The organism is Priestia sp. D3YE.R1 (genome assembly GCF_049199565.1).
Taxonomy (GTDB): domain Bacteria; phylum Bacillota; class Bacilli; order Bacillales; family Bacillaceae_H; genus Priestia; species Priestia aryabhattai.
In genome coordinates this window covers 311,776-325,102 of sequence record NZ_JBLTHW010000002.1, presented here as the reverse complement: position 1 = coordinate 325,102, position 13,327 = coordinate 311,776, and the positions used below count along the sequence as shown (strand labels likewise).

The following is a 13,327-nucleotide window of genomic DNA, read 5'->3' as shown; positions in this document are numbered from 1 at the left end:
TTATTCCTCCGCTTGTAGTCGTCCATACGTTTTTTGCAATATGAAGTAGGACGGCTTTATTCGTTCGTGAAAAGTTGGATACTCCCAATTTTTCCACTTGTATAAGTAAAAATCTTTTAATAAAAGTTCTCCTTTTTTCTGAGTTGGAAACGTATCTACCACGTCATTGTTCTTCCTATTAACAGCTACGACTCCCACTTGAATTCCTTTTATTTTTTCGCTGGATTCTAATCCTTTTTTAGACCAAATATCTCCCATTATTTCTTTTTGACTCGGGTCTTTTACATTTAAAAGCGCCCAAGGGATGCGAAGTTCAGCAATTCCATTTGATTCATTCACTTTAAAATCTGCTAACGAATCAAACGAAGAAGAGTTAGGGTCGCTGTTTCCTTCTTGGAGCTCCCCTGTTTCATAGGCCTCAAAAGGAATGTTTCTCTTATTTCCCCCCTCTCCAATCGCTAATTCTTTGTTAAGGGCGAGCCTAATTGGATTAAACATGCCGTTATCTTTTGTATCGGTTCCTTTTACCAATGGAATCATTTGAAGCTGATGAGCATACGAAAAATAATACGTATCGTAATAGCTGTCTATCCGCAAGTGACTGTCTTCTTTCCCGTTTAATTCTGCTACAAAATCAATTCCTTTTGTTTTTAAAGAAGGAATTTGAGGAATCTTTGATTGTCCCTGATTGTTAATCGTGTTAAACAAGAAATAAAGCTTTTGGTTTTCCAAATCTTTTGCACTCACGTGTAGATATAGATAACCTTCATCACTTGTAATGTTCAATGCTTTTAACTTCTTAGAGGGCTTATATACCGACTTGCTGTTCAGCTTTTTCCAATCATCTGATTTGCCGTCTACTTTGACTTTTAGCTTTGTTCCTGGATCAAAACTCAACAGGCCAAAATGCTGCTCTCCCGTTTGCAAATTCGTCCAAAATGGCCTGCGGTTCGGATTGTCGTACTCCATCGTATTCCACGTTCGCTTGAACCATTCATCTTGCCATGTAAAGACCATACCGCCAGCCATTTTCTCTTCCACAATATCTTCGTATAAGCGCGACAGAATTTTTCCTTGTTCTTGTTCCGTATGAAAGCCTTGATCCCAACCGTATACGTTTCTATGGGTAAGTCCTCGCGAAGCCGGAATGCCAAATTCAGCAACAAGAACGGGCATATGATGAACTTCTTTCATATTTTGCAAATAGCCTGCGTAGTTATTTTTCTCTCCTCGATGGTCTCTATAAGCGAGATAACGAGGTTCATAATTTAAGAAATCAGGATAGTACGGATAAATATGATAAGAGGCAAATAAGCCCGGCTCAAATTTTTTAGTTGTGTGAATTAAATTAGGATTAACAGACACTTTATCTTCGTCTTCAGAAGGCTCATATGGATGCGTCAATAAATCCGTCGTCACCCAGTTCGTAAAGCTCATAGGCCGCTGCCAATCATATTTATCCTGCTCATAGGAAATTGTCTTTTCCATGAGCTGCGCAAGCCATATTTCAAAAGGGTTGCCTTTTTCGGTATAGATGTACTCCCCTTTAAAATCTTTCATCCCTTTATGTTTTTCATTTGTCGAAAGGGCTACCGTTGGATCCCATTCAACTCCTATAATCCAGCCCAAAACATAAGGAGACACGTCTGCTGTATACGTTCCGCTAGCATGTCCCGTACGCTTTGGCAGCGTTGCATTTCCGTGAATAACGTTTACAATCCTTTTCATTTCAGCTTCGAATTCTTTTGTATTTTCCTTTGCAAAAGCATCTTGTGAATCATAGAAAACTTCTTCATTCACCCATACCCCATGAAAAAGATAAATGGGTTTCTTGGCTTTTTGGTTATACTCAGCAAGCGCTTCATAAAAGGCGGGAGGGTGAATAGTGTATACGCGGATTGAGTTTGCATTCATCTTTCCAATTTCTTTAAACCAGCGCAAATATTCTTCTTTCGAAATAGCAGTCTCACCAGGAAAATGACCTGGCTTACTAATGCCCATATTTACTCCTTTAATCAGCACATCTTGCCACTTGCCGTTTTGATAAACTTGCAAATAATCTTTTCCTACTTTCCCTGCTACTTTACGGTCAGCATCTTCATAGATTTCCATATTTTTATTAAAAGTAACAGAAGCAGGCTGTGATTCATTTTGCTGTTGATCTATGATCTTATTCATAAGAGGCAGGTAAACAGTCCAGTAAAAAGAAGACTCATCTTCTTTTCCGATTTTCTCTGTCCATTTCTTCCACACCGGGTAAAAAGAGGTTTGATAAATGGAAGGTACTTCTCCTTGATCTGCAAAATCTCCTGCAAAGTAATAAGTATCATATCGCTCTTTATTATGGTGAACGACTGCTGGTATAGACAAGGGAATACCATTTTCCTTTAGCTTGTTTTTCCCTTTCGAATCCAAGTGAAAGACAAACTGAGCCTGCACATCACTTTTTTGCTGCGGCGTAATTACGTCAAACCAATATTGATAAGCCGATTCATTCTGTAAATTCAATGTTTTCTTTCCTTGTTTTGTATATTGAAACCATACTGGGTTTTCTTTTAATTCTTTTTCCGTTATAATAACGAGCTTATTGGATTCATTAACAAACAGTAAGCCTTTGCCTGTAAGGTTCCACTCTTTGTTGTACTGCTTTTTGTAAGCACTTTTCACCCAAGCAGGAACTTCTTCACTGCCGAATTCCTCAAAATAGCGACCAATCCAGCCGGACCACGTCACATTGTACAATTCATACAGTTCTTTACGAACGTCTAAAGAAGTAGGGCTTCCAAATGTATTAAACTCTCCAATCAGCGTTTTTGTACGTCCATTCAGCGCTTTCTTAACGTAGCTTACGTCTTCAGAAGTCATGCCGCCATACACCAACTGAGAGCGATCTCCCCTTTTAGCTTTTACGCCTAAATCTTCTTTGTATACACCGTACGTGTCCGTGATATAAATCATATCTGCAGAGTTTGTTTTTGGCAGAGATTTGATGCTGTATGTTTTATTTCCATTCGGATAAAACCCTGCATAATCTTTTGAGATTTCATAAGGCTTCCCGTCTTTGCGTACTTTCGCTTGATTCAGCATCCACATTAAGCCCTGATGCTCCCGAAACGTTTGATCTGGCACTGTTTTATCAATGACAAGCAGATTCAAATCAGTTGGTTTCTTTAGCTGCCAAATAAGAAATGGCGAAGCTGTTACTACCATAACCAAAATAATGCCGCCGATTAATAACCATTTTTTCATTGTGAAACTCCTTTTCGCTGCATGTCTCCCCAGCCTTTTTTATTGCGAATAACATCCAACAATCCATGACAGCGCCATATAACAGTTAGAGGGCGATACCAAAAAGATTCAGTCAGGGAAAAGACAAACAGCTTAACGATATCAGATACTTTTGGATATTTGCGAAGACTCCACTCTTCTAGCAAAACGGCCGCCATCGAATAAAGAGAACCATATACAACCATTAAGAGAAAAAGCAAATAAGCAAACTCTACATAAATCCCGCCTACAACTAGGGAAATGACAATAAACAAATAGCCTAACATTTCCATGACCGGCCCGATTAGTTCAATAAACACAAAATAAGGCATGGAAATCATTCCGATACTTCCGTATTTCGGATTAAACAGCATCTCTTTATGCTTCCAGAGACTATCAAATAAACCCCGGTGCCAGCGGTTCCGCTGTCTTCGCAAATATTTGATTTCATCAGGAGCCTCTGTCCAGCATACTGGATCTGGAATATAAACAATTTGATTGTTGGTTTTTTTCTGTTTAATCAGTCGGTGCAGGCGAACAACAAGCTCCATGTCTTCACCGACTGTATGAGAATACCCCCCAGCTTCAATCACCCAGCGTTTAGAAAATACGCCAAATGCTCCTGACACAATAAGTAATAAATTATGGCGACTGAGACCAATGCGCCCCATAAGAAAGGCACGTAAATATTCAATAATCTGCATCACAACAAGCGGCTGCGTATCAAGTCCAATTGATACGACCGCACCGTTTTCGATTTTACATCCGTTTGCAATTCGAATACTTCCCCCTGAAGCAATTACTTCTCCGTCTGAATCAATAATTGGCTTCATAACTTTTAAAAAAGCGTCTCTTTCTAATACTGAATCGCCATCGATCGAACAAAAATAAGGGTAGTTGGATAAATTAATTCCTGCATTTAATGCATCTGACTTTCCCCCATTTTGTTTATCGACTACATATAAATAATCGTATAATTTAGAACGATATACAGCTTTTACTTCTTTCGTCTCCACTTGCTTTCTCACAACTCGATTCATTTTTACAAGAGAAAACTCTTCGATGAGCTTTTTTAGCGTATCATCTGAAGATCCGTCATTTACTACAATTACTTCATATTCTGGATATTCAATTCCAAGCAGCGAACGCACGCTTCCAATAATCCCGACAGATTCGTTATAAGCGGGAACTAATATAGATAACGGCGTTGTATAGCTGACCGCAAGCAAATCTTCATAAGGTTCTTCATCATTTAATTGATATTGCTTTCGCAGTTGAAAAGCAGAGATGATAAACATCATAAAATAAAAACAAAGCACAAAAATCATATAAGCAAATACAGCCCATCCACAAATGGACAATAAAAGATGCCAAACACTATTCCACAACCGTAATTCCTCCTTTTTCAAGCCATTCTGCTGCCATATCTTTCGAAAACTTGTCATCAGTCGTTTCGTATACATGAACTAAGTATTCTGTACCTGTTGGGATTTTCATCATTGACTGAGCAGCATTCGAACGCACAAGAAAATGAGAATCTTTTAGCGACTGCTCGAGAAGTGACAATCCCTTCTCATCTCTCGTTTTGCCTACTAGTTTTGTAGCCATCATTCTCTCTTGCCACATATCTGATTGAAGGTGTTTCGTGAGCTCCTCTATTTTTAATGGAAAAGATAAAGCGTTAAGTGATTTCAACGAACGAATTCGCAGTTCTTCTGATGAACTTTTCATGTGCACTTTTAAGAAATCTATATACTCTAATTTACGATTGATACCGATCATATCAATGAGTGGCAGCTGAATTTCTTCTTGCAGGTCTTCAAATTTATTAATAAATTGCTGAAACTGCTCACTGTTCATTGTTCCAAACAAAGAGCGGTACATAAATTCAGACAGCGGTTTAGAAGTATTCGTCATGTACATAACAAACTCAGGACGGTTTAGCTTAACTAAAATCTTTAAGATTTGATTTTTTTCAGCCGCTGTACTATTTTTCTTCTCATACATTTCTAGTAATTGGTCTGTTAGCGTACGTAGACCGAAGTCTTCAATAGCATAAAGGGCATTCATTCTGACACTCCACCTAGAATGATGCAGCTCTTTTTTATATTTGGGTGTAAAAACCTTCTCCGCATAGAGCGTGATGTTATTTAGAATGTCATCGCCTTGCACAGCTGCAGAAAAACCGCTCAATAGTTCCTCTACACCCGCCAGCTCTATTTTATTTTTAGGTTCTATCCGATGTTCTTCATCTTTTCTGTATAAATAAATAAAAAGAGATTCTTTCATACTGTCTTTATAGGATTCTACTTTTGCCCGAAAAGCGTTTAAACGTGCCTTTTGAATAAGTAAATAACTTAGAAAACTGACTAAAAGCAATAGCAATCCCCCAAATAAGACATATACCACTTGAATAGACATCGCCATTTATTTCACCTTCTTCATTAAATGACGTACGCGCGCTTCAAGCTCCATTAACTTAAATGGCTTTGTCATGTAATCGTCTGCCCCAAGTTCTAATGCTCTTTGAATATCTTGTTCGCTGTTTCGTGATGTAAGCATAATAACCGTGTACTGATCGTGACGTTTCTGCTGCCTTAATTTTTGCAGCACCTCTAAGCCATCCATTTTAGGCATCATTCCGTCTAAAATAACAAAGTAGTGATCGCTAGAGTGAATCCATTGAGACTCAAAAAATTCGATGCCATCTTTAAACACTTCTATTTTCACTTCATAGCGATCTCCTACATCAATCTTACTTAAAAGCTCTTTCAGCATCGTTCGAATGATAGAATCATCATCAATAATAGCCATACGAAGCGTTCGCTTTTTAACCAGCTTGCTTTGAGAAGAAGCTACAATTCTTTGACGTCCTGATTCCTTCGCTATATATAATGCTTCATCAGCTTGATGAAGCGCTTTTTCTAACGGCCATTCAGTGTTATGAACTTCTACAACTCCGCCGGAAAAGCTGCAATAAAACGAATCGCTTTGATGTGTGAACACTTTTTTCACAAAGAACTCCAATAATCTATTTAATACTGTTTCTGCCTCTTTTATATTGGTTTTTGGCAGTAAAAGAATAAATTCTTCGCCTCCATATCTAAAAATGTGATCTGTTGGACGAATTTCATGCTTCATATACTCTACAAATGCTTGCAGCACGCGGTCTCCCATAAGATGTCCATATTGATCATTTATTTTCTTAAAGAAATCTAAATCTAAAATCGCTAAACAAAAAGGATCTTTTAAGCGGTCGTAGCTGGATAGCTGCTGACTGTAGATTTCTTTTAAATACGTTCGGTTATAGGCTCCTGTTAATTCATCAAACATTAAATAGGAGTTAAACATCTGCTTTCGTTCAATATGGTGACCAATTCGAAGCAGACTTTCTTCCATATCGAGAGGTTTAACAAGGAAGTCATCGGCCCCTAATTTAAAAGCCTTCAAACGCGTCTCTCTATGATTATCAACGCTCATCATGACAATCGGAACGAACAGTTGCTTTGTTTTATCACGTAAAAATGAAAGAATGTCAAAGCCTGTACAGTCTTTCATATGTACATCAACAACAAAACAATCCGGCTTTAATTCGTAAAAAGCCGTAATGGCTTTTTCTTTAGACGCAGTTGCTAATACGTACCACCCTTGTTTTTCAAACTGTTCTTTTAAATACATCAGCATTGAAAGGTCGTCGTCAACAAGTAAAATATTAGCTGTTTGTTCACTGATTTCTATCAGTTTATTTATATCTTCTGCGGATTGAATTTCATCTTGATAACAAATTTTAATAATATCTAATAAAAAAGTATTCAACTCCGCGTAATCCCAGGTTTTTTTCTGTTTTTTTTCAACAGCTTCCATTAATTCGCGGGAACGATCTCCTAAATAATGCAGTCCAATAGTCGCAGACGTTCCAGAAATTGAATGCAAAAAGCGGTACACCTCTTCATGAAGTATTTCTTCATTTTGATCAGTCCACTCTTGCAGCTGCTTACGCACATTAGCTAATAATGCAATTTGATATTTATCCATCTTATACACCCTTTGTTCGATATAGTTAACACTTACCCCATATTAATCCATCCATTTTTTATAATATTTTGTAAGTAAATGAAATATTTTCTTACTTTTATTTTAAGTATGTTTTTTCTAAATGAAAAGCAATTCCTTTTTAACCATACTTTTCCTCTAATGATTTTACTTTAAAATGATTCTTTTTTCACTCATTATTTTCCCTTTCTAATAAGTAAAATGCCCTGTTATCTTCTTTATAAATAGATCTACAACCTTATTGACAAAATTAATGAGTCTTTGTTACCCTTATACACGTTGTGAAAAATTTAAAAGTGAATGTTAAGGAAAGCAGCCGTTTTGATGAATAATCAATCAAATCAGGTTCTTTCCTTTTTATATTTTTACTAAGGCAGATACTTTGCTAAATAAAGTTTCGCTTTATACACCGTGTCCTCTTTGTCATAGGCGCACTTAGACCGAAAACAGACGGAAAGGAGTATAAAATGTTTACTCAGCTTACAGAAAAAAACCAGAATGCAGAAGAACTAAAAGAAACACTTGATGATTTAGAGTTTCAGCTATTTCGCATGCAGGATAATTTAAAAGAAATTGCTAAAAAGTACGAAGTTATTGGTGTCGATCAGCCTGAAGATAATCAGTTAGTTATTGTATCGGCACAAAATGACGGAAGCGCATGTAAAATTATGCTAAATGAATGTACAAAAGCCTATAGAGGGGCTTGGGATTTTGCCATCGATGGCGTATATGAAGATAATCACACGATTTTTATCGGTGACATTAAAGGTCCCGCTAATAGGGGATATGGCTCTGTATGTATGAATTATTTAAAAGAAGTAGCGGTTGATCAAAATGTTCATGTTATTAAAGGCGATATTGCTGAGCGCGACTGGGATCATCTCGAAAGATTGATTCATTTTTATGAAAAACATAACTTTGAGGTAAATATTGATTATACAAATAAGTGCGGAGAGATTGAATGGACTCCAGCTTATCAATAAAAAACGAACAGACAGCGTCTGTTCGTTTTTTCATTTGATATATGCTAAGCTTTTTTTTATGCTGCTAAGAGGATTTTCTTTGCACTGATCTTGTTCAACAATCCACCATTTTACTCCTGCTCTATGTCCTTCTTGCATGACAGCCTTTACATCTACGCCTCCGGTACCAAGAGGAGCAAAAAATTGCTCACTGTCTGCTGTCATATCTTTTAAATGGATAAAAGGCGTACGATTTCGATAGTGCTTCATCCACTCAACTGGATCTTCGCCTGCTTTAGTGAGCCAATAAATGTCCAGCTCGACGTTTACCCCAGTTTCTTCTAGAATCGTTTGGAGAGCTGACTTTCCAGTTGACAATTTTTCCAGCTCAAAATCATGATGATGATAGCTAAACGACAGGCCTTCTTTTTTACAATAAGCATCAATGTAATTTAAAGAATCAATAAGTTCGAAATATCCTTTTTCAGTTTGTCGTTCAGGCATTAAATAAGGACAAACAATATGTGAATTTCCAACTTGCTGCTCAAAGTGAATCACTTGCTCTAAATTTGATTCTAATTGTTCAAGCGGCACGTGACTAGAAGCTGCCTTCAGCTGTAAATCCGTTAACCATGCTCTTACTTCTTGCGCTGTATATCCTTCGTACCCCGCAAACTCTACCCCTTGATACCCTAAAGCCGCTACTTTTTGAAGAGTTCCTTTAAAGTCTTTTTTCGTTTCTTCACGTAGCGTATAAAGCTGAACTCCTATAGGTATTTCTCCCATCTTCTCTCCCCCTGTTCATTAAGAAAGTGATTGAACTATGGCTAAATCAACAGCTAGAAGCAATTAACTACAATCAAATCTACGTTCATCCTAGAAAGGAAAAAATCCGAACGAATTTGATTCTCGATCAATAATAAGATTCGTTCGGATCCTCCTTTAACTAACATACTTTTTTCTCAACATCTGCTGCTTTTTATTTTACTGCACTTCCAAGCATTCCGGAAATAAAATGACGCTGAAGTGCTAGGAAGAAGACAATAATTGGAATGGTGGCAATCGTTACCCCCATCATTACTTGACCGTAATCAATGATCGATAATCCAATTAAGCTTGAAAGAGCAACCGGCAATGTAGCCATTTCGTTTGATGTAGTCGCAACTAAAGGCCACATAAAGTTATTCCACTGTGTCATAAATAAGAAAATAGCTGCTGCAGCCATCGCAGGCTTCATAGAAGGAAGCACAATGGTTAAAAAGATTCTCATCTCTCCAGCACCGTCCAAACGTGCTGCTTCAATCAGTTCCGTTGGAAAAGCTAAAAAGTTCTGACGTAATAAAAAGATAGCGAACGGAAAGCAAAGCTGGGGAACAATAAGAGCAAAATACGTATCAAGCAAATTAAAATTCGACATCAGCTGAAAAAGCGGAATGAGCGTTGCTTGATATGGAATCATCATGGACAATAAAAGCGTTGTAAAAATTGCGTTTCGTCCTTTAAATTCAAATTTAGATAGCGCATATGCAGCTGTAGAACAAACCATTAAAGCTACAATCACATACACGACTGAAACAAATACTGAGTTAAAAAAGACGCGCCCTAAATCAATTGAAGCATTTAAATTTTGTAGATTTGTCATAAATTGATCGCCAGGCTTCAGCGTTGGAGGGTTTGTAAACATTTTTCCTGATTCATTCGTAGCGCCGATAATCATCCAGTAAAACGGAAAAATAGAGATAATCGTGAACAGCCCAAGCATGCTGTATAATCCTATTTTACGCATGATGTTGCTTTTCTTTTTAACCTTAGGCATGGTAGCTACTGCGGTTGCTTCTACTCTCTCTAATACACTCATGATTTATCACCCGTAAATTTAAATTGGAAGAACGTTAAAATACCGACTAATAATACAACAACGTACGCAATGGCTGAAGCATATCCAAAATCAAAATATTTAAAGCCATTTTGATAAATATATAAGCCTAGCGTCATCGTGGAATCAGCAGGGCCGCCTTTTGTTAAGTTAAAAGGTTCGTCAAACAATTGAAGCGTGCCAATTGTTGATAAAATAGTAGCAAACAAGATAACGGGTTTTAATTGTGGAACCGTTACGTGGAAAAACTTTTGAATACGATTTGCCCCGTCTAAATCAGCTGCTTCGTAAACTTCATGAGATAAGCTTTGAAGAGCTGCTAGAAAAATAACCATATTATAACCTGTCCATCTCCAAGTCATCGCAACGATGATTGAGACTTTAGCCCAGAAAGGATCTCCCAGCCACTGAATGGCATCGATACCGAAAAACCCTAAAATAGTATTCATAATTCCTTCATCTTGAAGAATGATTGAAAACAAAATAGAATAGGCAACTAGCGACGTTACTGCAGGCAAGAAAAATGAAACTCGGAAAAAACCTTTTAGTCTTAAAAGCTGACTGTTTAACGCGTTAGCTAGTACAAGCGCTAATAAAATCATGACGGGTACTTGAACGATTAAAATAATCCCCGTATTTCCAAGCGCTTTCCAGAAAATATCATCTCCGAGCAAACGTGTATAGTTTGATAACCCGGTAAATACATACTTTCCGCCTTCCATACTCTGAAAGCTTAGAATAAACGATGAAAAAATAGGATAGATGGTAAACAGCGCGAACAGCAAAAGTGCTGGAGCAATAAATAAGTAAGGCAATGATTTATTTGTCTTCATGATGACCTCCTAGTACCGCAAGAAGAAGAGATAGAAGGCAATTTTCTAGAAATCACCTTCTATGCTTCTTGATTATTTTTGAATTCGGTTTTCTAAGCGTTTTTGAGCTGCTTCAAGCGAGTCTGTAACGCCCTTACCATTTGTTACCTCTGACACAGCTTTGACTGCTTCACTGTTTGCAACTGAGTAATTGCCTGTAAAATTAACCGGCTTAATATCTTTCATTTCATCTGCGAATGTTTTCCAAATCGTTTGATTGTTAAAGTACTCATCTTGTGCAGTGAATAATTTTGAAGAATATACGGTATTTAATGATGGGAATAATCCGCCCTTCATCGCTTCTTCTTGAACTTTATCCGTTGTTGAGAAATATTCCATAAATTTGTACGCTTCATCTGCTTTTTGGCTATTTGCTGAAATCACATAGTTGCTTCCGCCTAAGTTAGAAGCACGGTTGCCTCCTTCTTCAAACGAAGGTAATAAAAATACTCCCCATTTTCCTTTTAAATCTGGAGCCTGCTGTGTAATAGAACCAGATAGCCAAGCACCAGATGGTGAACTTGCTACTTTACCTTCTGCTAAAGCACTGATTGAAGCATCCCAGCCCACTGTATTTTTAACAATGCCTGCTTCTTTTAACTTCTTATTTAACTCCATCGCTTTTTTCGCTTCTTTAGAAGTTAAATTGAGCTTACCTTTGTTATTAAAATAGAACGTACCTTGCTGCGTCAGCGCCATTCGGAATAAGCCATCGTCATTATTAAAATCTAAACCTAGTAAATCAACGCCAACTTTTTCTTTAATCTTCTTACCAGCCGCAATGTAATCATCCCATGTTTTGATACTGTTTGGATCTACGCCTGCTTTTTCAAAGTAATCTGTGCGGTAGAAAACGCCTGTTGGACCTGCATCAAACGGGAAGCCGTACATGTCCCCATCCTTTGATAAAAGAGCTTTCTTAAACTCTGGAAATTTATCTTCTTGCTTATCAAATCCTTTTTTAGATAGGTTTAAAAATGCTTTTGGAAATGCATCCAAATATCCTTGGAAACGATCGTCTTCTACTAATACAATATCAGGAAGACCTTTTCCGCCAGCTTGCAATCCTGTTGTTAGTTTTGAATAAACGTCTTCACGTCCCATATCCACTACTTTTAATTTAAACCCTGGATTCTCTTTTTGGTATTCTGCTGCTGCTTTCTTTAATACTGGTACGTTAATATTCCAAGCCCATGCAACAACTTCTTTTCCACCGCTACCACTTGTTTCATTAGCAGACTTTCCTCCGCATCCTGCAAGTACTAGGGTTAAAATGAGTGCAAAACTGATTAAACTAAACCAACGTTTCAATGAATACCCCTCCTATAATCTCTTCTCCTAGTGTGGCAAGTTTTTTTGTAGACGCTCATGACTCTTTCTCAAGAAAATTATTGAAAAATAATTCTGTATATTGAAAGCGTATACAATTTACTTAATCTAAATTATATGAATGAATACCTTTTTCCTCAATGGTAAATATAAAAGGCAAAAACCTTACATTTTTGCCTTTTTCTAAATTGATTTTGTTATTATGGTTTCTATTAACTTTTTCGTTCATAAAAAAAAGCGAATGTACTGTTATTGTTGAAACAGAACACAATCGCTTCTTAAAAAAAATCCAATGTATACTATTTTTTTGCTACATAAGTAACACTTTCTTGCTTATTTGGGACGTTCTAAGGAAAATAATTGCCCCAATTTACTATAGTTAGAACCCGCAAGCCGGCTCACTGGCTTCACACGTTCTGCAGAAACGCGATCGTTTTCTATCACTTCTTCACTAATATGAAACATCACAACTTCACCGATAAACAAATCTGAGCTGTATGCCTCATCCGTTCCTAATGGAACAATTTGGTGAAGCTTACATTCCATTCGAATGCTGGCTTCTTGAATTCCAGGAACCTGCACTTTTTTGCTCGGTGCTAGTGTTAACCCTGTTTCCTCGACTTCACTCACGGAAGAAGGGTAAGAAGATGCCGCTTGATTCACCTGTTCCACTAAGTTTTCGTCTACAAGATGAACTACAAATTCTTTAGATACACTAATATTTTTGGCCGTATCTTTCGTCATTTGACCTTCACTTCTCGAAACCGAAACGGCAATCAGCGGAGGCTCTGCCGCAACTACATTAAAAAAACTAAACGGCGCGGCATTCACTACACCGTCATCATTTTGACTTGTTATAAACGCAATTGGCCGGGGAATGACAACACCTGTTAGCAAATGATAATTGTCTTTTGCACTTTGTACCGCTGGATTAACTATCTTCATTTTACCCACTCCTTTTCTTCCAT

General features: G+C 37.4%; 10 protein-coding genes. 1 reads left to right on the top strand and 9 read right to left on the bottom strand.

What is annotated here, in order from left to right:
- The 4 genes from ACOZIR_RS13925 to ACOZIR_RS13910 are packed head-to-tail and all read right to left on the bottom strand — an operon-like array spanning position 1 to position 7,302.
- Complete coding sequence (locus tag ACOZIR_RS13925) at positions 1–3,249, bottom strand: hypothetical protein (protein WP_310878232.1); 3,249 nt, start codon at positions 3,247–3,249, stop codon at positions 1–3.
- A complete protein-coding gene (locus ACOZIR_RS13920; RefSeq protein ID WP_310878233.1) occupies positions 3,246–4,655 on the bottom strand; it encodes a glycosyltransferase in 1,410 nt (469 codons plus the stop codon). The genes ACOZIR_RS13925 and ACOZIR_RS13920 overlap by 4 nt, the downstream gene beginning before the upstream one ends.
- Positions 4,645–5,694 (bottom strand): HEAT repeat domain-containing protein, encoded by a 1,050-nt coding sequence (locus tag ACOZIR_RS13915; RefSeq protein ID WP_328120246.1) that lies wholly within the window; start codon positions 5,692–5,694, stop codon positions 4,645–4,647. The genes ACOZIR_RS13920 and ACOZIR_RS13915 overlap by 11 nt, the downstream gene beginning before the upstream one ends.
- On the bottom strand, positions 5,695–7,302 hold the full coding sequence (locus tag ACOZIR_RS13910) for a GGDEF domain-containing response regulator (RefSeq protein WP_310878235.1): 1,608 nt from the start codon (positions 7,300–7,302) through the stop codon (positions 5,695–5,697).
- 485 nt (positions 7,303–7,787) lie between these two features.
- Between ACOZIR_RS13910 and ACOZIR_RS13905 the strand changes: the two genes are divergently transcribed.
- Entirely contained in the window at positions 7,788–8,303 is a 516-nt protein-coding gene (locus tag ACOZIR_RS13905; RefSeq protein WP_045293264.1) for an N-acetyltransferase, read from the top strand.
- A 30-nt stretch (positions 8,304–8,333) separates the two neighbouring features.
- Here the strand turns inward: ACOZIR_RS13905 and ACOZIR_RS13900 are convergent, their stop codons facing one another.
- The 5 genes from ACOZIR_RS13900 to ACOZIR_RS13880 form a co-directional block, all read right to left on the bottom strand.
- Positions 8,334–9,068, bottom strand: a complete 735-nt coding sequence (locus ACOZIR_RS13900) for a sugar phosphate isomerase/epimerase family protein (RefSeq protein WP_045293265.1) — start codon at positions 9,066–9,068, stop codon at positions 8,334–8,336.
- Between the two features lie 193 nt (positions 9,069–9,261).
- Positions 9,262–10,068, bottom strand: coding sequence for a carbohydrate ABC transporter permease (locus tag ACOZIR_RS13895; RefSeq protein ID WP_013055640.1), 807 nt, complete (start codon positions 10,066–10,068; stop codon positions 9,262–9,264).
- 68 nt (positions 10,069–10,136) lie between these two features.
- Positions 10,137–10,991, bottom strand: coding sequence for a carbohydrate ABC transporter permease (locus tag ACOZIR_RS13890; RefSeq protein ID WP_014461372.1), 855 nt, complete (start codon positions 10,989–10,991; stop codon positions 10,137–10,139).
- 72 nt (positions 10,992–11,063) lie between these two features.
- Complete coding sequence (locus ACOZIR_RS13885) at positions 11,064–12,341, bottom strand: ABC transporter substrate-binding protein (RefSeq protein WP_028412189.1); 1,278 nt, start codon at positions 12,339–12,341, stop codon at positions 11,064–11,066.
- A gap of 351 nt (positions 12,342–12,692) precedes the next feature.
- Positions 12,693–13,304, bottom strand: a complete 612-nt coding sequence (locus ACOZIR_RS13880) for a flavin reductase family protein (RefSeq protein ID WP_310878237.1) — start codon at positions 13,302–13,304, stop codon at positions 12,693–12,695.
- Positions 13,305–13,327 lie beyond the last annotated feature (23 nt).

Coding starts and splice junctions, on each gene's coding strand:
- ACOZIR_RS13910 (WP_310878235.1), bottom strand. CDS start 7,302: ATGGATAAATATCAAATTGCATTATTAGCTAATGTGCGTAAGCAGCTG.
- ACOZIR_RS13905 (WP_045293264.1), top strand. CDS start 7,788: ATGTTTACTCAGCTTACAGAAAAAAACCAGAATGCAGAAGAACTAAAA.
- ACOZIR_RS13890 (WP_014461372.1), bottom strand. CDS start 10,991: ATGAAGACAAATAAATCATTGCCTTACTTATTTATTGCTCCAGCACTT.
- ACOZIR_RS13880 (WP_310878237.1), bottom strand. CDS start 13,304: ATGAAGATAGTTAATCCAGCGGTACAAAGTGCAAAAGACAATTATCAT.
- ACOZIR_RS13895 (WP_013055640.1), bottom strand. CDS start 10,068: ATGCGTAAAATAGGATTATACAGCATGCTTGGGCTGTTCACGATTATC.
- ACOZIR_RS13915 (WP_328120246.1), bottom strand. CDS start 5,694: ATGGCGATGTCTATTCAAGTGGTATATGTCTTATTTGGGGGATTGCTA.
- ACOZIR_RS13925 (WP_310878232.1), bottom strand. CDS start 3,249: ATGAAAAAATGGTTATTAATCGGCGGCATTATTTTGGTTATGGTAGTA.
- ACOZIR_RS13900 (WP_045293265.1), bottom strand. CDS start 9,068: ATGGGAGAAATACCTATAGGAGTTCAGCTTTATACGCTACGTGAAGAA.